This is a genomic window from Pseudomonas sp. Leaf127 (genome assembly GCF_001423155.1).
GTDB lineage: Bacteria > Pseudomonadota > Gammaproteobacteria > Pseudomonadales > Pseudomonadaceae > Aquipseudomonas > Aquipseudomonas ovata.
The window spans coordinates 713,750-738,910 of the sequence record NZ_LMOA01000021.1 but is presented as its reverse complement, the minus strand read 5'-3'; the positions used below and the strand labels follow the sequence as shown (position 1 = coordinate 738,910).

The following is a 25,161-nucleotide window of genomic DNA, read 5'->3' as shown; positions in this document are numbered from 1 at the left end:
TGTCCAGGTCGATCCGGGATTCATGAACAACGAGTATTGAGCGTGTCGAACAGCTTTCCAGAATTTGTGCTTGAAAGAATCAGGCTGCGAAAAATCCGGCCGCAGGAGGTGAGCACCGTGTATGCGGGCTTATCCAATCCCGTGGTCACGGCCCACTACGGTGTCTCTTATTCCAGCCTGGAAGCAACGGATGAGCAGATGCGCTGGTTCGAGCGCATCCTGACCGAAAAGACCGGCATCTGGTGGGCCATTGCAGACCTTGAAAGCGATGCCATGCTCGGTGCCTGTGGCCTGAACGACAAGTGCCATGAACACCGCCGTATCAAGCTCGGCTATTGGCTGCTGCCCGAGTACTGGCGTCAGGGTTATCTGTCAAAGGCACTGCCGGTTATCCTGCGCCATGCGTTCAGGCACATGGGCGTGCATCGCATCCACGCTGATGTCGAGCCTGAGAACGTGGCCAGTTGGGCGTTGCTTGAAAAAGTGGGGTTCCAGCGCGAAGGCACGCTTCGTGACGTCGAATTCAAGGGCGGACATTACCTGAGCCTGCATCAGTACAGCCTGCTGGCTGACGATGCTGCGGCGTTGGCGCTTTGCAGGTGACGTTTGTTGCCTTTGCATGATGTGTTTCAATACCGGCTCGACAAGGAGGATTTACATGAGCAAGACAGCGACCAGCCCATTCATTGCCGCCGGCGGCCCCCTGACTGCCATGGGCGCCGGTTTCATTGCCGTGGGCTTGTCCGGGCAACCGGCCTTTGCCTACACAGGCGTGGGCCTGCTCATTCCGGGACTGGTCATGGTCGCCAGTGCACTGTGGGCCAGGCGCCGGCGCGGCAACCCTTGAGTGGCGGTTGACCCCGGATAACCTGCGCCTTATATAGAACGCCTTGACCCTCTGGACTGGCAGGTAACCCCATGAGCACCGACAACGACGCCTTTGAACCCGAACACGAACACTTGCTCGACCACGAGTTTGCCGTCGACGAGGCTGACGAAGACGAAGAATATGAACCGGCGGATTCTTTCTTTGACGATGAATACGACGACTGACGGTCGTCGCCTCTAGAATCCGCCACACCGCCATCAAGCTGTCAGATAGCTTTCCACCAACTTCACCCAGCACGCTGCGCCCAGGGCAATCACCTCGTCATTGAAGTCGTAGTGATCGTTGTGCACCGAGCAACCGGTGAACTCGCCCTGGCCGTTGCCCAGCACGAAGTAGCAGCCCGGTCGGGCCTGCAGCATCCAGGCGAAATCCTCGCTGCCCATCAGTTGCACCGGCATGCGCTCCAGCACATTGGCTGCGCCCAGCACCTGGCGCGCCACTTCGGCCATGCGCAGGCTTTGTTCCTCGCTGTTGACCAGCACCGGAGCCAGTAACCGATAGTCGACCTGCGCGCTGACGCCAAACGCTGCGCATTGGCCGTCGACGATTTCACCAATGCGCCGCTCGATCCGCTCGCGTACCTCGGGGGCGGTGGTGCGCACGCTCAGCGTCAGCTGCGCGGTTTCCGGAATGATGTTGTAGGCCGTGCCGGCCTGGATCGTACCGACACTGATCACCGCCGCTTCATCAGCGGCCAGGTTGCGCGAGACCACCGTTTGCAGGGCCATGACCAGCGAGGCCAGGGCTGGGGTGGGGTCGATGGCCCGTTCCGGCATGGCGCCATGGCCGCCGCGCCCGGTCAAGGTAATGGTGACCCGTTCGGACGACGCCATGAAACCGCCGGCCTGCACCACTGCCTGCCCGACCGGCAGCCCCGGCATGTTATGAAAGGCATACACCGCATCGCACGGAAAACGACTGAACAGACCGTCATCGAGCATCTGCCGGGCGCCGGCCAGGCCTTCTTCGTCCGGCTGGAAAATCAGGTTCAACGTGCCGTTGAACGTCGAGCGTGCCAACTGCTCGGCCGCTGCCAGCAGGGTCGCGGTGTGCCCGTCATGGCCGCAGGCGTGCATCGTGCCGGTGTGACGGCTGGCCCAGGGCAGGCCGTTCTTTTCGAGGATGGGCAGGGCGTCCATGTCGGCGCGGATGCCCAAGGTGCGTGTGCCTTCGCCACGCTTGAGCACGCCGACCACGCCTTGGCCGCCGACCCGGGTGTGCACCTGATAGCCCCATCCGGCCAACAGTTCGGCGACCAGCGCGGCCGTGCGTGGGGTGTCGCCGCCCAGTTCGGGATGCGCATGGATGTCACGGCGAATCCGGATGAACTGTTCAGTCGCCGCTGGCGAAGGTTTCAAGCTCAGGTTTGTCATGAGAGGCTCCTTGTTTCAGGGGGATCAGGTGCGGCCGGGGTGTTCGGGGTACAGGCGCAAGGCAATCAGGCTCAGCACCACGGTGGCGCTCAGGTACAGCGCCGGCGTCTGCGGGTTGCCGGTCACGCCGATCAGCCAGGTGATCAGCAACGGTGAAAAACCACCAAAGATCGTGACCCCGAAGCTGTAGATGATCGACATGCCGGTGGCCCGCTCCGATTGCGCAAAGGCTTCCATCAACAGCGCCATGAACGCGCCCACCCCGACCGCCATCGGCAGGATCAGCAGGGTGATGGCCAGCATGAACAGCACGGTGTTGTCGCCGCCCAGCAACATGAACGAGGGGTAGACCAGCACCAGTGGCAAGCCCAGGGTCCAGTAGAGCAGGGGCTTGCGGCGTGTCAGCCGGTCGGCAAAGCGTGCGGCGATCGGCGGGATGATCGCCAGGATGGCACTGGCCAGGCCGACCAGGGCAAAAGCAGTCTGGCTCGGGTAATGCAGGGTCTTGACCAGGTAGGTCGGCATGTAGAACACCACCATGTACATGCACACGGTGGTGCTGGCCATCAGCAGGATGCCCAGCAGCAAGGTGCGCCCCTGATCACGCAGCAAGGCCCTGAAGGGCGTGACGGCCTCGGTGTCCTGATGGGTTTCATCCAGGTTGCGGCGGATATACAGCCCCACCGGGCCGATCAGCAGGCCGATCATGAACGGGATGCGCCAGCCCCACGATTCCAGCGCCTCGACACTCAGGCTGCTGCTCAGCGCCAGCCCGGTCAACGCGCCGACCAAGGCTGCCGCACCCTGGCTGGCGCCTTGCCAACTGACCATGAAGCAGCGGTTGTCACGCCGGCCCGATTCCATGAGAAAGGCCGAGGCCGTGCCCACTTCACCGCCGGCCGACAAGCCTTGCAACAGCCGCCCGAACACCAGCAGCACCGACGCACTGATGCCGATACTGGCAAAGGTCGGGGTAAAGGCAATGATTGCAGTGCCCAGGGTCATCAGGCCGATGGTCAGCGACAGGGCCGCCTTGCGCCCACGGCGGTCGGCCACCCGGCCAACCACCACGGCCCCCAGCGGTCGCATCAGAAAGCCGACGGCAAAGGTCGCCAGCGACATCAGCAGCGAGGCCAGCTCCGAGTCGGCCGGGAAGAAAAGCTTGCCGATGATCACGGCAAAAAAGCTGTAGACGGTGAAGTCGTACATTTCCAGGCCATTGCCCAGAGACGACGCGATGACCACCTTGCGCGTTTTACTGCGGGCGGCGTCGTCAAGGGCAAGCGGCTGCAAACGGTCGGCTGGGGTTGTCTTCATCGGGTTGTTTCCTGAACCGGTGAGCGGGTGTGCCGGCAGTGTTGGCGATGCGCCGGCAATCTGCACTTGGCTTTTCTGCAAGCCCCTGAGCGTTGGTACTGGCCGTGGCTGGCCGGTGTGATACGCCTGGCCGGTCACTGGGCATTTACGACCCGACGTGCACAACCCCGGTGCTGCACCGGTGAGTGGATCGGTAACTTTTTTGCGCGCCTGGCGAGCCCTCGTGGCCATCCGCAAACGGCCGTCACCCCCTTGGGCTTGGTTATGGCGCGTCCCAGAGCGATGCCTGTCATTTCACTCAAGGCCTTGAGCAAAGGTGAATGGGGGCGTGCCGTGGATGTGGCGGATGCTCCGGCCACCTTCACTCAGCACAAGGTGGTTGCTCATGGCTTTGCACGTTTTACCGTTCTGGCGCCCGCTGTCGGGCAGTGTGGTGCTCGGCGTTTACCTGTGTCATGCGCAGGTCACCCAGGCCGCCGGTTTTCCTGGCCTGCAAGCGCTGGCGCCGGGGCTGGGCCCGTACGTCAATGACGCCGGCTACGGCGATGCCTTCAAGGTCTATGGCTCGCTGGACGGCTACGTCGACACCTATGATTCCGGTGGCCGCTCCGGCACCCGGGTCGGCGGTGGCGGGGCGTGGACCAACAAGGTCGGCGTGTTTGCGCGCCAGTCCCTGGGCGATGACCTGGCGGTGCAGGCGGTGGTGGAGCAGGGCTTCAATTTCGACGACGACGCCCTGTCAGAGGACGGCCACTGGAAACGTGACGTCAGCCGCCTGCGCCTGGCCGCCGTGGCCGTGCGCTCCCGGCGCTGGGGCAAGCTGGAGCTGGGCAAGACCTTCGCCATGAATGCACCGTCCTTTGTCGACCCGTTCCTGGCCGTGGCCAAGCTGTCGCCCTACAGCTCATTGAGCCGGCCGGTCAATGCGCCCGGCGCCTATGCACTGGATTTGCGGCCCAAGCACTCGCTGGCCTACACCACGCCCAAGTGGCACGGCTTCAGCCTGGGCAGCATGCTGACCTTCGGTCTCGACGATGCCGCCGCCGATGGCAAGATGCTGCGCGGCGGCGGTGTCCGGCTCGATTACTGGAGCCCGACCCTGGCGGTGCTGGCCGGTTATAACCGCTACCTCAGCAATCCCTACGACACCGCGACCCAGACCGACCGGCAGACCCGCAACGACTATTACAGCCTGCTGGGCCTGTACGACTTCGGTTCGTTCAGTGTCAGCCTGGCATGGCAGCGTCAGGCGGTCGACGCGGCTGCCGTACCTGACCTGAATGTGGTCACCGGCGGCCTGATGGTACCGGTTGGCAAACACCTGGCCCGCGCCGTGGTGGTCAAGCGCCAGGTGCCGGGGCGCGACAACGATGCCTGGGGTGTGATGGTAGGCTACGATCACTTCCTGAATCCGCACACCGCTGTGTATGTCCGTGCGGGGATGGTCGTCAACCAGGGCGATGCAGGCCAGACCTATGCCGCCATCCCCCTGGCCGCCCGTGACGACACCCCGCAAGACCTGGCCGTCGGGGTGTATTACAACTTCTGAAGTCAGAGCAGCCGTGCCTGGAGCATGCTGAACAACTGCCCGGCGGTCTTGGTCAGGAAGCTGCGGTTGACGCAGACCAGATTGACGAAGTAGTCGGGCACCGGCTCCTGGATCTCGACCTTGTGCAGGTATTTGGACATGTCGCTCAGGCCCACCAGGTCATGCCCCAGCGCCGCCTCGCTCATGGTCATGACTACGTTGCTGTCGATCAGCAGCTTGATGGCCAGGTTCATCGCTGTGCACTCGAACACCTTGCGCGGCCGGGCCAGGGCGCTGCCTTCGAACAACTGGTTGAACTGCGACTGGCTGTCAGTCAGTGGATCGACACTGATCCACTGCGCCTGCTGCAGCAAACGCAGCGACTTGACGTGACGCAACGGATGGTCCTTGCGCACCACCACGGCCCCCTTGACCCGGCACAACGGCTGCCAGTCCAGCCCCACGGTGCTGGCCGGCAACTGCGAGGTCAGGGCGAAATCCAGCAGGCCGTCACGCAGGTGCTGCAACAGTTGGGTCGGGCGCATTTCCAGCACCCTCAGCGTGGCTTGCGGGTACAACTGCTGAAACTCGACCAGCGCTTGCTTGAGCGGGTGCAGCAGGGCGGTCACCGGTGTGACGCCAATGGTGATTTCACTCACCACCAGCCCCTTCATGTCTTCGATTTCCTGGCGTGCACGGCGCACGCTTTCCAGGGCCTGGCGCGCATGGCCCAGCATGCGCTGGCCATATTCGGTCAGCTTCATGCCCTTGTTCGAGCGCACCAGCAAGGTAATGCCCAGCTCGCTTTCCAGCTCCTTGATCGCCCGGCTCAAGGCCGATTGCGTCAGGTGCAACACGGCCGAGGCGTCCTGCAGGCTGCCGGTTTCATGGATGCAGACCAGCGCGCGGAGTTGATGCAGTTTCATTGTTATTCCTGGGGCCGATCGTTCAATGCCCAGCCTTTTAGCAGGTGTCGGGCAATGGCGTCTATCCACCGGGCTCGTGGCGGGCCGTCCACCGAGTGGGCGCTTGAATGGCCGCTGTCATGCCGTGCAGGTAGATCGCCGCCGCCCGGAAGCACAAGACGTGAGCCGGTAAAACCGGGATAATGCGCGCCAATTTGTGTTACGCGACGATGGTAATTCCCGCATGGAAATCAAGGTCAACTTTCTCGACAACCTTCGACTGGAAGCGAAGTTCGATGACTTCACGGTCATCGCCGATCAGCCGATCCGCTACAAAGGCGACGGCTCGGCGCCCGGACCCTTCGATTATTTCCTGGCTTCCTCGGCCCTCTGTGCGGCTTACTTCGTCAAGTTGTACTGCGCCACACGCGACATTCCGACCGAGAATATTCGCCTGTCGCAAAACAACATTGTCGATCCGGAAAATCGCTACAACCAGATCTTCAAAATCCAGGTCGAGTTGCCGGCCGACATCAGCGACAAGGACCGCCAGGGCATCCTGCGCTCCATCGACCGCTGCACGGTCAAGAAGGTGGTGCAGGCCGGTCCGCAATTTGTGATCGAAGAAGTCGACAACCTGGACGCCAATGCCGACGCCCTGTTGCTGCTCGACCCGGCCTGCGATGCCAGCACCTACATTGCCGGCAAGGACCTGCCGCTGGAGCAGACCATTGCCAACATGTCGGCCATCCTGGCCGGCCTGGGCATGAAGATCGAAGTCGCCTCGTGGCGCAATATCGTGCCCAATGTCTGGTCGCTGCACATCCGCGATGCCCATTCGCCCATGTGCTTCACCAACGGCAAGGGTGCCACCAAGGAAGGTGCGCTGGCCTCGGCGCTGGGCGAGTTCATCGAGCGGCTCAACTGCAACTTCTTCTATAACGACCAGTTCTGGGGTGAGGACATCGCCAATGCCGCGTTCGTGCACTACCCGGACGAGCGCTGGTTCCAGCCCGGCCCCAAGGGTGCGCTGCCGGCCGACATTCTCGATGAGTATTGCCTGGCGATCTACAACCCCGACGGCGAACTGCGCGGCACGCACCTGTACGACACCAACTCCGGCAATACCAAGCGCGGTATCTGCTCGCTGCCGTTCGTGCGCCAGTCCGATGGCGAAGTGGTGTACTTCCCGTCCAACCTGATCGAAAACCTGTACCTGAGCAACGGCATGAGCGCCGGCAACACGCTGGCCGAAGCGCAGGTGCAGTGCCTGTCGGAAATCTTCGAGCGTGCGGTCAAGCGTGAAATCCTCGAGAGCGAAATGGCCCTGCCGGATGTGCCGCAGGAAGTGCTGGCCAAATACCCGGGCATTCTGGCCGGTATCCAGGGGCTTGAAGAGCAGGGCTTCCCGGTGCTGGTCAAGGATGCTTCGCTGGGTGGTCAGTTTCCGGTGATGTGCGTGACCCTGATGAACCCGCGCACCGGCGGCGTATTTGCCTCGTTCGGCGCGCACCCAAGCCTTGAGGTAGCGCTGGAACGCAGTCTGACCGAACTGCTGCAGGGCCGCAGTTTCGAAGGCTTGAACGACCTGCCGCCGCCGACGTTCGAAAGTCATGCGGTGACCGAGCCGAACAACTTCGTCGAGCACTTCATCGACTCCAGCGGTGTGGTGTCGTGGCGCTTTTTCAGTGCCAGGGCTGATGTCGAATTTGTCGAATGGGATTTTTCGGCCGAGGGTGAGAACGCCAACGTCGAGGAAGCCGCCACCCTGTTTGGCATTCTCGAAGACATGGGCAAGGAAGTGTACATGGCGGTCTATGAGCACATCGGTGCCAAGGCCTGCCGCATCCTGGTGCCGGGCTATTCGGAAATCTACCCGGTCGAAGACCTGGTGTGGGACAACACCAACAAGGCGCTGCTGTACCGCGCCGACATTCTCAACCTGCACAGCCTGAGCGTTGTCGGCCTCAGATCCTTGGTCAAGCGCCTGGAACAAAGCGACCAGGACGACTACACCACCATCACCACCTTGATCGGCATCGAGTTCGACGACAACACAGTCTGGGGCCAGTTGACGATCCTGGAACTGAAACTGCTGATCTACCTGGCGCTGAAGAAATTCGAAGAGGCCAAGGAACTGGTCGAGGCCTTCTTGCAGTACAACGACAACACGGTCGAGCGCGGCTTGTTCTACCAGGCCTTGAATGCGGCGCTGGAAGTTACGCTGGACGAGGAGATGAACATTGACGATTACCTCGTCAACTTCCGGCGCATGTTCGGCAATCCGCGCATGGACGCGGTCATGGGCTCGATCGACGGCAGCGTACGCTTTTATGGCCTGACCCCGACAAGCCTGAAACTCGAAGGCCTGGACCGGCATTTGCGACTGGTCGACAGTTATAAAAAACTGCATGCGGCGCGCGCCAATACGGTGGCTTGAGTGCATAAGCGCCCTGCATCAAGCATGAAAGCACCCTCGGGTGCTTTTTTGTTTCTGGCTGACAGGCGTGTCTGTAAACGTCATTACGTCAGCGCGCCTTAATATTTTGAAACATCTGGCGAAGCGGGCAGGTCAAAAGCAGTGATGGACCACATCATTAACTGCAAAAGGCCTGCAATCATGATCACACCTGTGCAATACCCCGATTACTCACCTGAAAGGGCCAGCCAGTCGGGGGTCTCCTGGGCGGCGATCTTCGCCGGTGCCGCGGCGGCGGCGGCCCTGTCGATGATCCTGCTGGTGCTCGGCGCCGGACTGGGTTTCGCGGCGTCATCGCCATGGGCCAATGAAGGCCTGAGTGCCAAGGCGCTGGGCGTTTCGACCATTGTCTGGCTGCTGGTCACGCAGATCCTGGCCTCTGGCCTGGGGGGTTACCTGGCTGGACGCCTGCGTGTGAAGTGGGCCAACCTGCATGGCGACGAAGTGTATTTTCGCGACACCAGCCATGGTTTCCTGGCCTGGGCGGTCGCGTCGCTGGTGACCGCCGTGCTGCTGGCCAGTACTGTCGGCGCCACTGCCAGCAGCGTGGCCCAGGCCGGCGGCCAGGCGGCTGGTGCGGTGATCAGTGCCGGTGGCGCAGCCGCTGCCGGCGCAGCTGCCAATGCCCAGGACGAAGGCGGTTATTTCGTCGACAAGCTGCTGCGCAGCACTGACCCGTCCCAGGCCAGCCAGACCGATGCACAGGGCGTGACCCGCCGCATCTTCAACAAGGCCCTGGCCGGCGATGCGGCTTTGAACGCCGATGACCGGACCTACCTGGCACAGTTCGTGGCCCAACGCACCGGCCTGAGCCAGCAGGAAGCCGAGCAGCGTGTCGATCAGGTCTATGCCGAAGCCCTTAAAGCCGCGCAAGACGCCAAGGTCGCGGCCCAAAAGGCCGCCGACGCGGCCGCCAGCGTTGCCGCCCACACGGCCCTTTGGACCTTCGTGGCGCTGTTGTGCGGGGCGTTCTTCGCCAGCGTTGCCGCGTTGTTCGGCGGTCGTCAGCGCGACCGTGCGCAATGGATCGAAGACCCGTACGACCCCGTTGTGCGTGACCGTACTACCCTCGGCTAAGCCTCGATTGCAATCATTGCCCGGCACTGTCCGGGCCAGGAGACAGACATGCGTTCCTTACTCTTGTGGTTTCTCGGCGTTCCCATCCCGATCATTATCCTGATCGCCCTGTTCATGCATTGATCCGAGCGGCGGGCCTTGCGAGGCCCGCCTTTTTGCGTCTGGCAGAGCCGTCATGTTCAGTCCGTGTCTGACGCACCCCCCTCAATGTCCTGCTCAGTGAACATTTCGCATTAGAATGGTTACAGATTCTGACGCAAGGACTGCTGCGCAATGTCGTTTGTCACCCCGCCCAACGGCCTGATCTTTGACCTTGAGTGCGTACCGCCCAGTGAGGGAAAACCGGCGCGTATCACATCGATCGGTGCGCTGCGCCCTGATCTTGGTACTGAACTCGAGCTGCCTGTAGCGGCCGACCCTTTGTCTGCATTGCAACGTCTGGACTCACTGAGTACCGGCGCCAGCTTCGTGCTCGGTCACAATGTCATCCAGCATGACCTGCCACTGTTGAGCGAACAGGCGCCGCACCTGGCCCTGCATGCACTGGCCGTCATCGACACGCTACGCCTTTCGCCCCTGGCTTTCCCTCAGAATCCTTATCACCGGCTGATCAAGGACTACAAACTCATCCGCGACAGTCTCAACTCACCGTTGTCCGATTGCCGCTCGACCCTGGTGCTGTTCAATGATCAGCGTGCAGCGCTTGCGCAGTTGAACGAGGCCAGTCGCCACGAACTGCTGTGTTATCAGGCGCTGCTGGCACCTGATTCGCAGAGCGATTTGAGCGCGCTGTTCATGGCCATCACTGGCCAGCCAGCCATCCCCTTGGCCGAACTTGGCCCGCTGATCGTGCATGTGCTGCAGGAAACCGATCCTTCGTGGCAACGCGATCTGAAAGTCTGCCGCACACGCCTTGCGCAACTGCTTGATGAAGACCTGTGCAACCAGGATCTGCACTGGCCGCTGGCCTATGCACTGGCCTGGTTGCGGGTGTCGGGGGGCAATTCGGTACTGGCACCCTGGGTGCGTCATCAGTTTCCAGCGGTGGGGCGGCTGATTGCACAGTTGCGTGATCAGCCCTGCGGGCAGCGCGATTGTCAGTATTGCCAGACCACCCACAACCCGCGCCATCAATTGCAGTGTTATTTCGGCTTCGCAGACTTTCGTTACGAGACGCCGGGCAAGAGCCTGCAGCACGACATCGTCCTGGCCGGCATGCGCGGGCAGCATGTACTGGCCATCCTGGCGACCGGGGGCGGCAAGTCGCTGTGCTATCAGTTGCCGGCGCTCAATCGCTTTCATCGCAATGGCAGCCTTACGGTGATCGTTTCACCGCTGCAATCGTTGATGAAGGATCAGGTCGACGGCCTGCTGGCGCGCAACGTCCAATGCGCGGCGACCCTCAATGGCCTGCTGAGCATGCCCGAGCGTGCAGACGTCCTGGAGAAGATCCAGATGGGTGATGTCGGCATTGTGCTGGTTTCGCCCGAGCAGTTTCGCAACAAGGCCTTTCGGCGGGCCATTCGCCAGCGTCAGGTCGGTGCCTGGGTGTTCGATGAGGCGCATTGCCTGTCCAAATGGGGCAGCGATTTTCGCCCCGACTACCTCTATGTCTCGCGCTTTATCCGCGAATACACCGGTGATCAGCCACTGGCGCCGATTGGCTGTTTTACGGCCACGGCCAAACCGGATGTGATGGCCGACATTCGCAGTCACTTCAAGGAACAACTGGGCATCGAGTTCGAGCTGTTTGCTGGCAGCCATGAGCGGCGCAACCTGCATTTCGATGTCTTGCCCTGCACCCGGGCAGAAAAGTGGCCCTACACAGATCGCCTGTTGCATGAGCACCTTGACGACCAGGCGGGTGGGGCGGTGGTCTTCGTGTCCAGCCGTAAAAGCGCTGAGGAGCTTTCCGGGTTCCTGATCGACCAGGGCTGGTCGTGCCGGCACTTCCACGCCGGCCTTGAGCCCAATACCAAAACCGATATTCAGGATGACTTCAAGGCTGGTCGGCTGCAGATCATTGTCGCCACCAACGCCTTCGGCATGGGAGTGGACAAGGCCGACATCCGGCTGGTCGTGCACGCCGACATCCCCGGCTCGCTGGAAAACTATTTGCAGGAAGCAGGCCGGGCCGGACGTGATCAGGATCAGGCGCGCTGCGTCTTGCTGTATGACGCCCAGGACATCGAGACCCAGTTCGGCCTGAGCGAACGCTCGCGGCTTACCATGCGCGACATCCAACAGATCCTTCGCAAGTTGCGCAGCGAAAGTCACCGGCGCAAAGGCGGCAAGCTGGTGCTGACCGCCGGCGAGATACTCATGGACGAGGCCGTGGAAACCAGCTTTGCAGCCGATGACCGCGACGCCGAAACCAAGGTCGTTACTGCGGTCGCCTGGCTGGAGCGTGGCGATTACCTCAAGCGCGAAGAAAACCACACGCAGATCTTTCCGGCGCGCCTGGAAGTCAGCGCCGAAGAGGCCGACAAGCGTTTGCTGCAGGCCCGGCTGCCGGCCCGGCGGCTTGAGGAGTTTCGTGCCATCCTGCGCTTTCTCTACAGCGCCGGTGCTGACGAGCGGGTCAACACCGACCAGTTGATGGCCCTGACCGGGCTGACCTCGGACGAGGTGGCCTGCGTGCTCAAGCAACTCGAAGAGATGGGCCTGCTGGTCAATGACTCGCAGCTCACACTGTATTTGCGTCATGGCATTGCCGGTGCGAGCAGCCAGCGCCTGCACACAACGTTGCAACTGGAAAACGCGCTGTTGCACTGCCTGAGCGAGCAGGCACCGGATGCCGGGCATGGTGATTGGCAGGATCTCAACTTGCTGCCTTTGACCGCCGAACTCAAGGCCGTTACTGACCAGCAGGCGTTGTTGCCGCTGCATGTGCTGCGGCTGTTGCGCAGCCTGGCCCAGGATCATGACAGCGACGGTCAGCAACGTAGTAGTTTCGAGCTGCGTCAGCTCAACCGTGATTACCTCAAGCTGCGGGTCAAGGGCGGTCATACCTGGGCAAAGATCGTGCGTTTTGGCGAAGTGCGCCGCGTCCTGGCCAGTCAGTTTGTCGCATTTCTGGTGGGCAAGCTGCCGCCAGGCTTGCGCGGCGCCGACCTGCTGGTCGAGACCAGTTTCGGCGAGCTGGTCAAGGTCATCGAGGCCGATCTGGAGTTGCCGCACCTGATCGCCCCCCACAAGCGGCGCAAAGTGGTCGAGCATGTATTGCTCTACCTGCACCGCCAGGAAGTCCTGACGCTCAACCACGGCATGACGGTCATGCGTCGCGCCATGACCCTGCACATACACAAGGAAGACAAACGCAAGACCTTTCTCAAGGAGGATTACCTGCGTCTTGACGAGCACTATCGTGAAAAGCGCTTCCAGGTGCATGTGATGCGCGAATACGCCGAAGTGGCGCTCAAGGAAATGACGCAGGCATTGCAGCTGGTGCTCCATTACTTCACAGACCCCAGGCAAGCCTTTATCAGGCGCTATTTCCCCGGGCGTGAAGAGGTGCTCAAGCTGGCCACCAGCGAGGGCTCCTGGAAAGCGATTATCGACAGCCTGAGCACCACCCAGAAACTGATCGTTGCCGACGATGACGACCTCAACCGGCTGGTGCTCGCCGGCCCGGGTTCGGGCAAGACGCGGGTCATCGTGCACCGTATCGCCTACCTGCTGCGCGTGCGGCGTGTGCCGCCGACCAGCATCGTGGCGCTGACCTTCAATCGTCATGCCGCCAACGAGATTCGCAAGCGCCTGACCGCCCTGGTCGGCAGCGATGCCTACGGTGTCAGCGTACTGACCTACCACAGTCTGGCCATGCGCCTGACCGGTAGCCGCTTCGAGCGCGGCGACAGTGTCGATGAACCTGCGCTCAGGAAAGTGCTCGACGATGCGGTCCAGTTGCTCGAAGGCAAGCGCAGCATCGAAGGCGAAGACGACCTGCGTGAACAACTGCTGCGTGGCTATCGCTACATTCTGGTCGATGAATACCAGGACATCGACGACTTGCAATACCGCCTGGTCAGTGCGCTGGCCGGACGGCATACCCAGGAGGATGGCCGGCTGTGCATCATGGCCGTGGGCGATGATGACCAGAACATCTATGGCTGGCGCGAAACCAACAACCGTTATATCGAACGGTTTCGCGAAGAGTACGATGCCTCGATCAGCTTTCTGGTCGATAACTATCGCTCCTCGAACGCCATCATCCAGGCCGCCAACGACACCATCGGGCAGAACCCGGCACGGCTGAAAAAGGCTCACCCTATCCGCATCGATCTGGCACGCCAGGCGCATGCCGACGGTGGCGAATGGGCGCATCGCGATACCCAGCGGCACGGCCGGATCCTGCGCCTGTTGCTTGACCGCCATGATTGCGAGCATGGCAATCTGCAGGCACAAGCGGCTCTGCAAGAACTGCAACGCCTGCTGACGCTGGAGCAGGGCACTTGGGATGGCTGCGCCATCCTGGCCCGTACACATCGTTACCTGTGGCCGATCCAGGCCTGGTGCGAGCAGCACGACGTCCCGTTTTTTCTGGCGGCCAACAAGGATACGGTTTTGCCGACCACCCGACAGCGCGGCTTCGTGGCGGTCATCGATTACCTGCGCGGTCTGGATGAGTCGCTTTGCGCCGACGATGCCTGGCAGCACCTGTCGGCCAGGGCCTCGCTGATCGAGGGCGTATGGGCGGGATTTTTCCAGACCGCCTGTGAGCAACTGCAAGGAGAGTTGGGCAGTTGCCAGATCAGCCCCCAGGCTTTGGTCGACTGGCTGTATGACTATGCCCGTCAATTGCGCCAACAGCCGGCCAAAGGCCTGTACCTGGGGACAATTCATTCGGCCAAGGGCCTGGAATTTCGCCATGTGACGGTACTCGACGGTGGCTGGAGCCGGCAGGCCGACACGCTATGCGATGAACGCCGTCTGTACTACGTCGGCATGACCCGTGCCGAACAGACCCTGACCCTGTGCGAGTTCGCCGACGGCAATCCGTTCAGCCCGGCGTTGACTCACGAGGTGCAATCGCGTCGCGTGCAAGCTGTTTATTGCCCGGCCCTCGAAAAGCGCTTCGAGCCCATGGCGCTGGGCGATATCGACATAGGTTTTGCCGGGCGCCAGTGCGCCGAAGCGCCGATACACCAGGCCCTGGGCCGGCTTGGCGAGGGCGATCCGCTGACCTTCAGGCGTGAGGCCGAACGGTTTGTGTTTGTCGATCGTCATGGCAATGTCGTAGGCAGGACTGCCAGGTCATTTCAGCCACACGCAGGCTTTGACGAGTGCGAGGTGGCGGCCGTGCTGGTGCGCTTTGCGCAGGACAGCGAAGCGCAGTACCGGGATTTCAGCCGGTGCGAGCGGTGGGAAGTGGTCGTCCCCAGAAGGAGGGTGGGGGGGCACAAATCCTGAGTAGCCAGACTCGGCCGATTGCAGCAAAAAGGCCAGCTCATGGGCTGGCCTGGCGGCCTTGAACGACAAGCGACGTACCTGCCGTTCAAGCGCAGTGCCGGCGTGGGCGTTTATTCCATCGCCTCGGCCACGCCCTGATCCTCTCCCAGAAACCCGCCACTCTGGTGCTGCCACAGCCGCGCATAGATACCGTTCTTCGCCAGCAGCTCGGCGTGGGTGCCTTGTTCGATGATGCGCCCGTCATCCATGACAATAAGCCGGTCCATGGCGGCAATGGTCGACAAGCGGTGAGCGATGGCAATGACCGTCTTGCCTTCCATCATGCCGTTGAGGCTTTCCTGGATGGCCACCTCGACTTCCGAGTCCAGCGCACTGGTGGCCTCGTCCAGCAGCAGGATCGGCGCGTTCTTGAGCATGACCCGGGCAATGGCGATACGCTGGCGCTGGCCACCGGACAGCTTGATCCCGCGTTCGCCCACCAGCGTGTCGTAGCCGGAGTGGCCCTGCTTGTCGCTCAACTGGCTGATGAAACCATCGGCCTGGGCACTGGCGGCAGCGCTGCGGATCTGCTCGTCGGTCGCCTCGGGACGGCCGTAAGCGATATTGTCGCGGATGGAGCGGTGCAGCAGGGAGGTGTCCTGGGTCACCATGCCGATGGCGCTGCGCAGGCTGTCTTGCGTGACCTGCGCGATGTTCTGCCCGTCGATGCGAATCGCGCCGCTGTCGACGTCGTAAAAGCGCAGCAACAGGTTGATCAGCGTCGACTTGCCGGCCCCGGAGCGGCCCACCAGGCCGATTTTCTCGCCGGCGCGAATATCCAGGTTCAGGCCTGAGAGCACCTGACGCTCGCCGTTGTAGTTGAAGCTCACATTATCGAACGTCACCGCACCGCCGGAAGTGACCAGCGCGCTCGCGTCCGGTGCATCCTGCACCTTGGGGCCGCGGGTCAGGGTTTCCATGCCGTCCTGCACTGTGCCGATGTTCTCGAACAGCGACGTCATCTGCCACATGATCCAGTGCGACATGCCATTGATGCGCAGCGCCATGGCGGTGATGGCCGCCACCGCCCCGGTGCCGACTTCGCCCTGGTGCCACAGCCACAAGGCATAGCCGCCGGCGCCCATGATCAGCGCCACCACCAGCGCCTGGTTGACGATCTCGAACTGGCTGACCAGGCGCATCTGGCGAAAGCCGGTCTGCTTGAAATCCTCCATCGCGGCGCGGGCAAAATGCGCCTCGCGCTTGGAGTGCGAGAACAGTTTTACCGTGGTGATGTTGGTATAAGCGTCCGAAATACGCCCGGTCATTGAGGAGCGCGCGTTGGCCTGTTCCTGCCCGACCTTGCCCAGGCGCGGGACGAAATAGCGCATGGCCAGCCCGAACAGCACGACCCAGGCCAGGAAAGGCAGCATCAGCTTCAGGTCGAAGCCGCCGGCCAGGGCAATGATCGCAATGAAGTACACGCCGATCCCGAGCACAATCTCGATCAGGGTGAACAGCACCTCGCGCACCGACAGCGCCGTCTGCATGACCTTGGTCGTGACCCGGCCGGAGAACTCGTCGGAAAAGAACGAAAGGCTCTGGCGCAGCATCAGGCGATGGAAATCCCAGCGCAGCCGCAACGGCAGGTTGATCGCCAGGATCTGGTGCTGGACCATGGTGCGCAGCGCCACCAGCACAATGCTGACCACCAGGACGATGCCAATGCCCCAGAGTACGCGGCTTTCCTGTCCGGCCGTATCACCACCGGCTTGCCAGGTCGACAACAGGTCCACGACCTGGCCGAGGAAGGAAAACAGCCAGGCTTCGTAAATCGACACGCCGGCACTGAGCAGGGCAAACGCCAGAATGTAGCCACGCGCACCGCGCGTGCACGCCCACAAAAAGCGCGCCATGCCTTCGGGCGGCGGCGGCGCCTCGTCGGGCGGAAAAGGGTCAAGCTTGCGTTCAAATGCTCCCAGCATGAGGGACTCCAGAATGATCAGGTCAAGGCAATTGTGCCATCGAACGGGGAAGGGCAGAGCCAGGGGCCGGTGGATCTGACTGTCTTCGGCAGGCGTTCAGCCTGGAAGATCAACGCACCGGCCTCGGGTCAGTGCTTGAAACGTCAGCCCGGCAGGGCGCGCGTTCCAGAGGTCGGCAATCTTGACAGCTTGGGGCGCGTTATTGCTGCAAGGGTGCCCAGGATTTGGTTGCACGGTGTTTTCAAGTGGGCCTGATGGTCTGCAGTACCCTGCGCTGTACAGTTTGCCCGCCATATCGCTGTCGACACCTTGTGGGAGGCGGCTTGCCGGCGATGGCGATGTGATAGACGCAGCAGGTGTGTTGGGCTTGCTGGCCTCATCGCGGGCAGAGCCCCCTCCCACAGGTTTGATGTCACTCAGGATTTTGTGTCTGGCACCGTGTGTTGGGCTTGCTGGCCTCATCGCGGGCAGAGCCCCCTCCCACAGGTTTGATGTCACTCAGGATTTTGTGTCTGGCACCGACTGTGGGAGGCGGCTTGCCGGCGATGGCGATGTGACAGACGCAGTGTGTTGGGCTTGCTGGCCTCATCGCGGGCAGAGCCCCCTCCCACAGGTTTGATGTCACTCAGGATTTTGTGYCTGGCACYGACTGTGGGAGGCGGCTTGCCGGCGATGGCGATGTGACAGACGCAGCAGGTGTGTTGGGCTTGCTGGCCTCATCGCGGGCAGAGCCCCCTCCCACAGGTTTGATGTCACTCAGGATTTTGTGTCTGGCACCGACTGTGGGAGGCGGCTTGCCGGCGATGGCGATGTGACAGACNCGGGCAGAGCCCCCTCCCACAGGTTTGATGTCACTCAGGATTTTGTGTCTGGCACCGACTGTGGGAGGCGGCTTGCCGGCGATGGCGATGTGACAGACTGGGCTTGCTGGCCTCATCGCGGGCAGAGCCGGCGAAGAGGTCAGTCAGTCCGACCTATCCATTGCGCCTGGACCGCCGTCTTAGAAGGCAGATCGGGGCGCCGAGCGGCCCCTCCCACAGCTGATTGCGGCGCGCCTGACGGGTGGCATGAACCCTTGAGGTCCTGTTATTCAGGCCATGCCTTCAAGGATTGGCCAGTCATCACTCCCCCCGCCTGATCGCCCCCATCCGGCGATTGATCGCCGTATCGAACACGTCTTCCAGCCTCTGCAGATCCTCTGGCGTAATCGCCAGCCCGCAGGCCAGCCCTCGGGTAAAGCCCTCGGCGACCCCGGCCAGTTGGGACATTTCCAGCAGGCCTTCGGCCTGTTCGATCTCGGCCAGTATCTTGAGTGCTTCATTCCTCGCGGTGTCGGTCATCACGACGTCAGCCATCGACATGGGATTCACCTTGTGTTCGGGTTCAACAAGAGCCTAACAGCAATTGCCCGGTCCAGCCCGACAGCGCCTTGCTCAAGCCGTGTGGCCATTGCAAAAACCTGTATTCCTGACCCGGTCGTCAATTTATTTCGAACTTTTTACACACCCTGCGCCTCATAGTGGTGCGTTTATCCAACCCCTCAGTCATGGAGACTTTTCAGACATGTCCACGCGCAAACTGCTACGTCACACCTGCATCCTGGCCCTGCTGGGTGCACCCCTGGCTGCCGTAGCTGCGCCCAGCACCGATCCGCTGTTTACCTTTGGCCTGCTGGGCAGCTACGACAAATTCAAGTTCGAAGGTGGCGATGAGTCCGACACCGACCACCTGGGTCAGGGCGGCGTGTTTGCCAACTTCGGTAACAAGATGACAGCCGAGTCGGGCTTGGTGTACCAGATTGGCGGCCAGGCCAAGTACGGCGAGAAAAACGACAACAAGCTCAAGGAAGCCCAGGCCGACCTGGACCTGGGCTGGCGTGCAGCGCTGGACGCCCGCAACTTCGTCGATGTGATCGTGGGCGGTGGCTACAGCTGGTCGCGCTTTGAGCCGGCGATCAATGGCGTCGATGTCGAGCTGACCAACAAGTCGCCGTTCGCCAAGGCCGCGCTGGGCTACAACCACCAGTTCGACACCTCGACCCTGCGTGTCGAGCTGGGCGCCCGTCGCACCCTCGATGGCCGTGCCAAGCTGGATGTCGAAGATTTCGGCAACGACAGCGTCGACCTCAAGGACCGTACCAACCCATACGCCGAAGTCAGCCTGTTGATGAACCAGAAAGGCGACCTGCCGATCCAGGCCGGCGTGTACTACACCCGTACCGAATACAAGCTGGACGGCGATTCGGAGGTGGCTGACAACACCAAGCTCAAGCGCGATGAGTTTGGCGTCAAGGTCGGCATGGCATTCTGATTGCCCTGACCTGACCGGTAACAGCAAAAAGCGGATCGTGTTGAACACGGTCCGCTTTTTTCGTTTATCCCCTCAGCCTGCTCAACTGCCCTTGAGCGGGTTGAAGGCGTCCTGGAAGAAATAATCCTGCCACGAAGCCGGTTTGTGCTTGATCGCGCCGACACGGTGCAGGAACTCGGCCAGCGGATAGGTGTTCCTGGGTGTAATGGTGAACTGGAACTCAGGTTTGTCGATGACCTGCAGCAGCTCGGCGCGGTCGATTTTTGACTGGGTCACACGGATGTAGGTGTCGGCAGCTGCACCAATGTCGTTCTTGATAAACGTCTCGGCTTCGCTCAACGCCTCGATGAACGCCTTATAGGTCTTGGGGTTCTCGGCGCGGAATTTCTCGGTGGCAAACAAGACGGTCGGCGAGTTCGGGCCAAGCAGCTTGTAGGTGTCGAGCACCACGTGCACGTTCGGGTTTTTCAGGGCCTGGTCCTGGAAGGGCGGGTTGGAGAAATGGCCGGTCAGCTCGGTGCCGCCGGCGACCAGGCTGGCCGTGGCGTCCGGGTGCGGCAGGCTGACGGTGTACTTGTCCAGGCGATTGAATTCCTTGTCGCCCCACAGCTGGGCGGCGGCGTATTGCAGGTAGCGCGACTGCACCGACACACCCACGGCCGGCACGGCGATACGGTCCTTTTCGGTGAAATCGGCGATGGTCTTGACGTTCGGGTTATTGCTCACCAGGTAGTACGGAAAATTGCCCAGCGACGCGACCGCCTTGACGTTCTGCCGGTCCTTGGTGCGGTCCCAGATGGTCAGCAACGGGCCGACGCCGGCACCGGCGATGTCGATCGAGCCCGACAGCAGCGCATCGTTGACCGCAGAGCCCCCTGACAACTGTGTCCAGTCGACCTTGATGTCCAGGCCATCGGCTTTGCCGTGTTTCTCGATCAGGTGTTGGTCGCGCACCACATTGAGCAGCAGGTAGACAATGCCGAACTGTTCGGCAATGCGGATCTCACCTTCGGCCTGAGCGGTCGCCGGGGCCATGAGCGCGCCGGCCAGCAGGCTGGAGCACAGGCCCAGGGCAGTGGCCAGGCGGCTGAAGCGCGGGAAGAAACGGGTAGGCTGAGTCATGCAGGCTCCGAGGTCTGTCGAGGATGGCATTTACGACATGGATCATATGGGAATTAAAAAATAAATTTAAATATCAAAATTGAATATGTATAAGCCAGATTAGCCTCCGTATTTTTATGCTTTTAGCTAATTAATAAGAAATATATTAATTACCAATATTAATATTAGGTTATGCCAATAAAGAATTTCACAGCGACCTGACCTGCGCTTATGTTCTAGCCACGGCCGCCGGGCAGCGTCTTTTTCGTTGCGTACGGGCCGGCAGGGATAGCGCAATTGCCTGGCAGGACGCCAGGCCTCTTTTTCGATGCGCAGGCCTTGCGCCTGCGCACGCTCAACCCGACCCCTCGCACGGTGGAGGAGAGCTGTCAGCACCATCATGCGAGGGTTCCCAGCGATGAATACCTGATTCCATCCCCCACGCGTCGGTCTTGCACCGCGCACCCGGTTTGCACCGTGAATCCGACCTGAGCCCTGCACGACGCCCAGCGCCCGCGTTCGCCCTGACTATCGCTCGCCAAGACGAGCATCAGCCCGAGTATCCGGCATGAGCCACACCCCCGCGTATTCCAACAGCCTGCTGAAACTGCCCCACGCCAACAACCGTTTGCAGCTCGAAGCGGTGCCTCGTCACCAGGACCCGTTGCAAGAACGCCTGCACCGCAAACAGCGCCTGGCCGCGTCCTATCGCCTGTTTGCCCGCTACGGTTTCGAAGTCGGCCTGGCCGGGCATTTTACCGCCCGTGACCCTGTTGAACCCGAGCATTACTGGATCAACCCGCTGGGCGTGCCGTTTTCGCAGATCACGGTTTCCCACCTGTTGCGCGTCAATCGCCAGGGGCAGGTGGTAGAGGGCGAGGGCTTGCTCAACACCAGCGCGCTGGAACTGCACGATGGCATTCAGCAGGCACGCCCCGAAGTGGTCGGCATCGCTCACCTGCATGGCTTTCATGGCCGCACCTGGTCGGCACTGGGGCAACTGTTCGACCCCATCACGGCCGAGTCGGGGGCCTTTATCGAGGATCAGGCGATCTTTCGTCGGCATGACCTGCGCACCCCCGAGGGCCTGCTGGACAACGACCGCGACCGCGTCACAGCCGCGTTCGTCGACAGCTTTGCTGGCAACAACTTGCTGTTCTGGCAGAACCACGGGGTCTGGACCACCGGCGAGAGTGTCGAAAGTGCCGCCTGGCGTTTCATCCTGGCCGAAGACGTGGCGCGCTCGCACCTGCTGGCCCGTGCCGCCGGGGTGCCGGTGGTGCCGCCGGTCGATCCGCTCACCGCCCAGGGCCGGGCGCGTGGCGAACTGTTCGCCTGGCTTAATTTCCAGCCGTTGTGGGACGAGATCATTGCCCTGCAACCTGACCTGCTGGCGTGAGGCGATGACTGTCCTGACACGACGCCGCCTGCTTGGTGCCAGCGCCACCCTGGCCGCTGGCGGCCTGCTTGCACCGGTGCTGACGCAGGCCGCCGAGCCGCTGCGCGTCTGGCGCTACAAGGGCTCGGCCGCTTCGTACATGAGCCTGGCCGGCCAGGCCGACACACCTTACCCGGTGCAATGGGTCGACATCGCCGGCGGCACCCTCGTCCTTGAAGCCCTGCGCAGCGGCAGCCTGGATTACACGCAGATGAGCGAAGTGCCGCCGGTTTTTGCGGCCATCGCCCAGGTGCCGTTGGCGGTGGTCGCCGTGCTACCCGGTGCGCGCCAGGACATCGGCCTGATCGTGTCGCGCACAGCCGGCATCGAGCGGGTCAGCGATCTCAAGGGCCGCAGCGTCAGCTACGTGCGTGGCACCAACAACCAGTATTACCTGATCGACCTGCTCAACCGTGCGGGCCTGAGCCTGAGCGACATCCAGCCGGTACCCATGCCCATGCAGGAAGCGCTGATCGCCTTTCGCAGCGGTCATGTCGACGCTCTGGTGGCCGGTGGCATCAGCGCCTTGCAGGCCACCGCCGAGCAAGGCGTGCGCCTGGAAAACGCCAGCCTGTTTCTGGGCAACACCCTGATCGCGGCGCGCCACGGGGCGCTGGAGGATACAGTCAAGCGCGCGCAGATCGGTGATTTTCTGCGCCGCGAGCGGGCCACCTGGACCTGGGTGGCGACCCATCCGCAGGCCTGGGCCGAGCACAGCGCCAGCCTGACCGGCATCGCCGCCGATCTCTACCTGCGCCAGTTCCGCGAGCGCGACCGGCCCGTGAGCCTGGAAGCGATCAGCGAACCGGCTATCCGTTCGGCACAGCACGTTGCCGACACCTTTTTCGAAAACCGTCTGGTCCGTCAGCGCGTCGATGTACGCCCGTTGTGGCAAGACGACTTCAAACCCTTTCTGGAAGCCTGACCTGCCATGAAATACCTTTCCCTCAATACGCCTCTGGCGCTGACGCCTTTGCTGCTGGCCGGCTTCGCCTTGCAGCCGTTGTACGCCGCACCCGAGGCCCCCGAAAGCCTGGAAACCGTGGTCGTCACCGGTTCGCGTGGCAGCGAAGCACGCACCGTCACCAGCAGCCCGGCACCGATCGACGTGGTCAGTGGTGCGCAACTGGAAAAGACCGGCTCCGCCAGCCTGCGCGGCGCCCTGGAAAAAGCCCTGCCGTCCTTCAGCCAGCGGCCTTCGGGCAGCTCCAACGACAGCATTGCCAGGCCCTACAGCCTGCGCGGCCTGAACGGCTCCAACGTGCTGGTGCTGGTCAATGGCAAGCGCCGCCATAACAGCTCGGTGATCAACCTCGACTCGTCCTCGGCCTACGGCACCAACCCGGTGGACCTGGACCTGATTCCGGTCAGCGCCATCGACCATGTCGAAGTGCTGCGCGACGGTGCCTCGGCGCAGTACGGCTCGGACGCTATTGCCGGGGTGATCAATATCATCCTCAAGCAGACCGACCACGGTGGCTCGGCCAGTACCCAGTACGGCGAATACTATGAAGGCGGCGACGGCGGCACGATCCGCTCGGCGGTCAATTCGGGTTTTGCGCTGCCCAATGACGGCTTCCTGAACATTTCGGTCGACGCCAAGTCGCAGCAGACTGCCGTGCGCTCGCGCGATGCCACCGGCAACCTGTATTTCCCCGGCGATGCCCGCGAGGCCGGTGCCGACCGCCAGGTGCAGCGCAACGGCCTGCCCAAGATCAAGGGCTACAATCTGGCGTACAACGCCGAGCTGCCGATCAACGACGACCTGGCCCTGTACTCGTTCAGCACCTACAGCCAGCGCGAGGCCCGGGGCGGGCAGAACTATCGCCGGCCGAACTCGACCAACATCATTCCCGAGATCTACCCGGACGGCACCGCGCCGTTCTATACCCTCGACGAAACCGACTTCCAGGCCGCCGCCGGTGCCAAGGGCCTGGTCGCCGGCTGGGACTGGGACCTGAGTTCGACCTTTGGCCGGGCCCGATCCCTGGCCGGCTCCGACGAAAGCCTCAATGCCTCGCTGGGTCCGGCCAGCCCGACCCGTTTCGACAGCTACACCAACACCTTCGACCAGTGGACCAACAACCTGGACCTGACCCGCGCCTTCGATGTCGGCCTGGCCAAGCCACTGCAAGTGTCCTGGGGCGCCGAGCACCGCCACGAGCGCTACAAGACCGAGTCAGAGGATGTCGAAGCCTGGATCAACGGCGGCTACATCTACCCCAGCGGCCCGCTGGCCGGCCAGCCGGCGGCGGTGGGTGCCCAGGGCGCAATCACCCTGACCCCGGAAGACGCGGCCCAGGCCAGCCGCAACAGCTATGCCACTTACCTGGACCTGGGCGTCAACCCGACCGAGAAGCTGTACCTGGGCCTGGCCGGGCGCTTCGAGAAATACGACGACAGTGCCGGCAATACCGCCAGCGGCAAGGTCTCGGCGCGCTATGACTTCACCCCCGAGTTCGCCCTGCGCGGCACCCTGAGCAACGGCTTTCGTGCGCCTTCACTGTCACAGTCGGCCTATGCCCAAACCTCCAACCAGTACACCACGGTCAATGGTGTCTCGCAGTTCGTCGAGGCCAAGACCGCCCGGGTCGACTCGCCGCTGGCCCGCGCCCTGGGCGCTGAAGACCTGGAACCGGAAAAGTCGCGCAATATCAGCCTGGGCCTGACCTGGAAGCCCTTGCCCCAGGCCAACGTGACCCTGGATGCCTACCAGATCGAGATCAAGGACCGCATTGCCCTGACCGGCTTCCTGTTCGGCAGCGGCGTCAACCAGATCCTGCAGCAGCAGGGCTACACACCCGGCTACCGGGTCAAGTACTTCACCAATGCCGCCGACACCACCACCCGCGGCCTCGACCTGGTGACCGATTACCGGGTCGACTACGGCCGCTTCGGCACGGTGAAGTACGGCGTGGCGTTCAACTACAACAAGACCGAGCTGGACAGCATCAAGTCCACCCCCGGTGCCCTGGCCGGCAGCGGCCTTGAGTTGTTCGACCGCGTGGCCCAGAGCTACCTGACCGTGGCCAACCCCAAGACCAAGCTGATCCTCAGCGGCCAGTGGAAGATCGACCGCTTCGACATCAACCTGGGCGTGACCCGCTACGACAAGGTCATTGCCCGGGATGCGAACCCCAACTACGACGCCACCTTCGGCGCCAAGTGGATCACCGACCTGGAAGTGGCCTACGCGGTCACCGATCAGCTCGGCCTGGCGGTGGGGGCCAACAACCTGTTCGACGTGCGCGCCGACAACAACGGCTACCCGGCCGGTGACGTCAATGGCTTTCCAAAATTCGGCAGCATCTCGCCGTTCAATCCCTATGGCGGCTTCTGGTACACCCGCCTGAGTTATGACTTCTGAT

At 62.3% G+C, this 25,161-nt stretch carries 17 protein-coding genes; 11 read left to right on the top strand and 6 right to left on the bottom strand.

Annotated features, from left to right (window positions below; genetic code table 11):
* The first annotated feature begins 42 nt into the window (after positions 1-42).
* The 3 genes from ASF84_RS16625 (at position 43) to ASF84_RS29935 (ending at position 1,053) form a co-directional block, all read left to right on the top strand.
* A complete protein-coding gene (locus ASF84_RS16625; RefSeq protein ID WP_056840183.1) occupies positions 43-603 on the top strand; it encodes a GNAT family N-acetyltransferase in 561 nt (186 codons plus the stop codon).
* A 55-nt stretch (positions 604-658) separates the two neighbouring features.
* A complete protein-coding gene (locus ASF84_RS16620) occupies positions 659-847 on the top strand; it encodes a hypothetical protein (protein WP_056839907.1) in 189 nt (62 codons plus the stop codon).
* 71 nt (positions 848-918) lie between these two features.
* Positions 919-1,053 (top strand): hypothetical protein, encoded by a 135-nt coding sequence (locus ASF84_RS29935; protein ID WP_269084920.1) that lies wholly within the window; start codon positions 919-921, stop codon positions 1,051-1,053.
* Between the two features lie 33 nt (positions 1,054-1,086).
* Here ASF84_RS29935 and ASF84_RS16615 read toward each other — a convergent pair whose 3' ends face one another.
* Positions 1,087-2,262 (bottom strand): M20 aminoacylase family protein, encoded by a 1,176-nt coding sequence (locus ASF84_RS16615; protein WP_056839906.1) that lies wholly within the window; start codon positions 2,260-2,262, stop codon positions 1,087-1,089.
* A gap of 24 nt (positions 2,263-2,286) precedes the next feature.
* Positions 2,287-3,579: an MFS transporter gene (locus tag ASF84_RS16610; protein WP_082481646.1), complete on the bottom strand. Its 1,293-nt coding sequence runs from the start codon at positions 3,577-3,579 to the stop codon at positions 2,287-2,289.
* A 385-nt stretch (positions 3,580-3,964) separates the two neighbouring features.
* Here ASF84_RS16610 and ASF84_RS16605 point away from each other — a divergent pair, with 385 nt between their 5' ends.
* Positions 3,965-5,128 (top strand): porin, encoded by a 1,164-nt coding sequence (locus tag ASF84_RS16605; RefSeq protein ID WP_056839905.1) that lies wholly within the window; start codon positions 3,965-3,967, stop codon positions 5,126-5,128.
* Positions 5,129-5,130: 2 nt separating this feature from the next.
* Here the strand turns inward: ASF84_RS16605 and ASF84_RS16600 are convergent, their stop codons facing one another.
* A complete protein-coding gene (locus tag ASF84_RS16600) occupies positions 5,131-6,033 on the bottom strand; it encodes a LysR family transcriptional regulator (RefSeq protein WP_056839904.1) in 903 nt (300 codons plus the stop codon).
* A gap of 223 nt (positions 6,034-6,256) precedes the next feature.
* Here ASF84_RS16600 and ASF84_RS16595 point away from each other — a divergent pair, with 223 nt between their 5' ends.
* From ASF84_RS16595 to ASF84_RS16585, 3 genes are all read left to right on the top strand, one after another.
* Positions 6,257-8,452: an OsmC domain/YcaO domain-containing protein gene (locus tag ASF84_RS16595; RefSeq protein ID WP_056839903.1), complete on the top strand. Its 2,196-nt coding sequence runs from the start codon at positions 6,257-6,259 to the stop codon at positions 8,450-8,452.
* Positions 8,453-8,632: 180 nt separating this feature from the next.
* Complete coding sequence (locus tag ASF84_RS16590; RefSeq protein WP_056839902.1) at positions 8,633-9,568, top strand: hypothetical protein; 936 nt, start codon at positions 8,633-8,635, stop codon at positions 9,566-9,568.
* 273 nt (positions 9,569-9,841) lie between these two features.
* Entirely contained in the window at positions 9,842-14,980 is a 5,139-nt protein-coding gene (locus ASF84_RS16585; RefSeq protein WP_056839901.1) for a RecQ family ATP-dependent DNA helicase, read from the top strand.
* A gap of 110 nt (positions 14,981-15,090) precedes the next feature.
* On the opposite strand, the gene ASF84_RS16580 is transcribed toward ASF84_RS16585, so the two are convergent.
* Positions 15,091-16,944 (bottom strand): ABC transporter ATP-binding protein, encoded by a 1,854-nt coding sequence (locus ASF84_RS16580; RefSeq protein WP_056839900.1) that lies wholly within the window; start codon positions 16,942-16,944, stop codon positions 15,091-15,093.
* A 1,121-nt stretch (positions 16,945-18,065) separates the two neighbouring features.
* On the bottom strand, positions 18,066-18,305 hold the full coding sequence (locus ASF84_RS16575; protein WP_056839899.1) for a hypothetical protein: 240 nt from the start codon (positions 18,303-18,305) through the stop codon (positions 18,066-18,068).
* 202 nt (positions 18,306-18,507) lie between these two features.
* Between ASF84_RS16575 and ASF84_RS16570 the strand changes: the two genes are divergently transcribed.
* Entirely contained in the window at positions 18,508-19,254 is a 747-nt protein-coding gene (locus ASF84_RS16570) for an outer membrane beta-barrel protein (RefSeq protein ID WP_056839898.1), read from the top strand.
* Between the two features lie 81 nt (positions 19,255-19,335).
* Here the strand turns inward: ASF84_RS16570 and ASF84_RS16565 are convergent, their stop codons facing one another.
* Positions 19,336-20,376, bottom strand: coding sequence for an ABC transporter substrate-binding protein (locus tag ASF84_RS16565; RefSeq protein WP_056839897.1), 1,041 nt, complete (start codon positions 20,374-20,376; stop codon positions 19,336-19,338).
* Positions 20,377-20,923: 547 nt separating this feature from the next.
* Between ASF84_RS16565 and ASF84_RS16560 the strand changes: the two genes are divergently transcribed.
* The 3 genes from ASF84_RS16560 to ASF84_RS16550 are packed head-to-tail and all read left to right on the top strand — an operon-like array spanning position 20,924 to position 25,160.
* Positions 20,924-21,754, top strand: a complete 831-nt coding sequence (locus ASF84_RS16560; RefSeq protein WP_056839896.1) for a class II aldolase/adducin family protein — start codon at positions 20,924-20,926, stop codon at positions 21,752-21,754.
* A gap of 4 nt (positions 21,755-21,758) precedes the next feature.
* Positions 21,759-22,718, top strand: a complete 960-nt coding sequence (locus tag ASF84_RS16555) for an ABC transporter substrate-binding protein (protein WP_056839895.1) — start codon at positions 21,759-21,761, stop codon at positions 22,716-22,718.
* A gap of 6 nt (positions 22,719-22,724) precedes the next feature.
* The gene (locus ASF84_RS16550) at positions 22,725-25,160 is read left to right on the top strand and encodes a TonB-dependent receptor plug domain-containing protein (RefSeq protein WP_056839894.1); all 2,436 of its coding nucleotides are present in this window, start codon (positions 22,725-22,727) and stop codon (positions 25,158-25,160) included.
* Position 25,161 lies beyond the last annotated feature (1 nt).

What these genes read in the sequence shown, in the direction of transcription:
- ASF84_RS16590 (WP_056839902.1), top strand. Translation starts at nt 8,633, where the DNA reads ATGATCACACCTGTGCAATACCCCGATTACTCACCTGAAAGGGCCAGC.
- ASF84_RS29935 (WP_269084920.1), top strand. Translation starts at nt 919, where the DNA reads ATGAGCACCGACAACGACGCCTTTGAACCCGAACACGAACACTTGCTC.
- ASF84_RS16600 (WP_056839904.1), bottom strand. Translation starts at nt 6,033, where the DNA reads ATGAAACTGCATCAACTCCGCGCGCTGGTCTGCATCCATGAAACCGGC.
- ASF84_RS16585 (WP_056839901.1), top strand. Translation starts at nt 9,842, where the DNA reads ATGTCGTTTGTCACCCCGCCCAACGGCCTGATCTTTGACCTTGAGTGC.
- ASF84_RS16555 (WP_056839895.1), top strand. Translation starts at nt 21,759, where the DNA reads ATGACTGTCCTGACACGACGCCGCCTGCTTGGTGCCAGCGCCACCCTG.
- ASF84_RS16610 (WP_082481646.1), bottom strand. Translation starts at nt 3,579, where the DNA reads ATGAAGACAACCCCAGCCGACCGTTTGCAGCCGCTTGCCCTTGACGAC.
- ASF84_RS16570 (WP_056839898.1), top strand. Translation starts at nt 18,508, where the DNA reads ATGTCCACGCGCAAACTGCTACGTCACACCTGCATCCTGGCCCTGCTG.
- ASF84_RS16575 (WP_056839899.1), bottom strand. Translation starts at nt 18,305, where the DNA reads ATGTCGATGGCTGACGTCGTGATGACCGACACCGCGAGGAATGAAGCA.
- ASF84_RS16565 (WP_056839897.1), bottom strand. Translation starts at nt 20,376, where the DNA reads ATGACTCAGCCTACCCGTTTCTTCCCGCGCTTCAGCCGCCTGGCCACT.
- ASF84_RS16560 (WP_056839896.1), top strand. Translation starts at nt 20,924, where the DNA reads ATGAGCCACACCCCCGCGTATTCCAACAGCCTGCTGAAACTGCCCCAC.
- ASF84_RS16620 (WP_056839907.1), top strand. Translation starts at nt 659, where the DNA reads ATGAGCAAGACAGCGACCAGCCCATTCATTGCCGCCGGCGGCCCCCTG.
- ASF84_RS16595 (WP_056839903.1), top strand. Translation starts at nt 6,257, where the DNA reads ATGGAAATCAAGGTCAACTTTCTCGACAACCTTCGACTGGAAGCGAAG.
- ASF84_RS16550 (WP_056839894.1), top strand. Translation starts at nt 22,725, where the DNA reads ATGAAATACCTTTCCCTCAATACGCCTCTGGCGCTGACGCCTTTGCTG.
- ASF84_RS16605 (WP_056839905.1), top strand. Translation starts at nt 3,965, where the DNA reads ATGGCTTTGCACGTTTTACCGTTCTGGCGCCCGCTGTCGGGCAGTGTG.
- ASF84_RS16580 (WP_056839900.1), bottom strand. Translation starts at nt 16,944, where the DNA reads ATGCTGGGAGCATTTGAACGCAAGCTTGACCCTTTTCCGCCCGACGAG.
- ASF84_RS16615 (WP_056839906.1), bottom strand. Translation starts at nt 2,262, where the DNA reads ATGACAAACCTGAGCTTGAAACCTTCGCCAGCGGCGACTGAACAGTTC.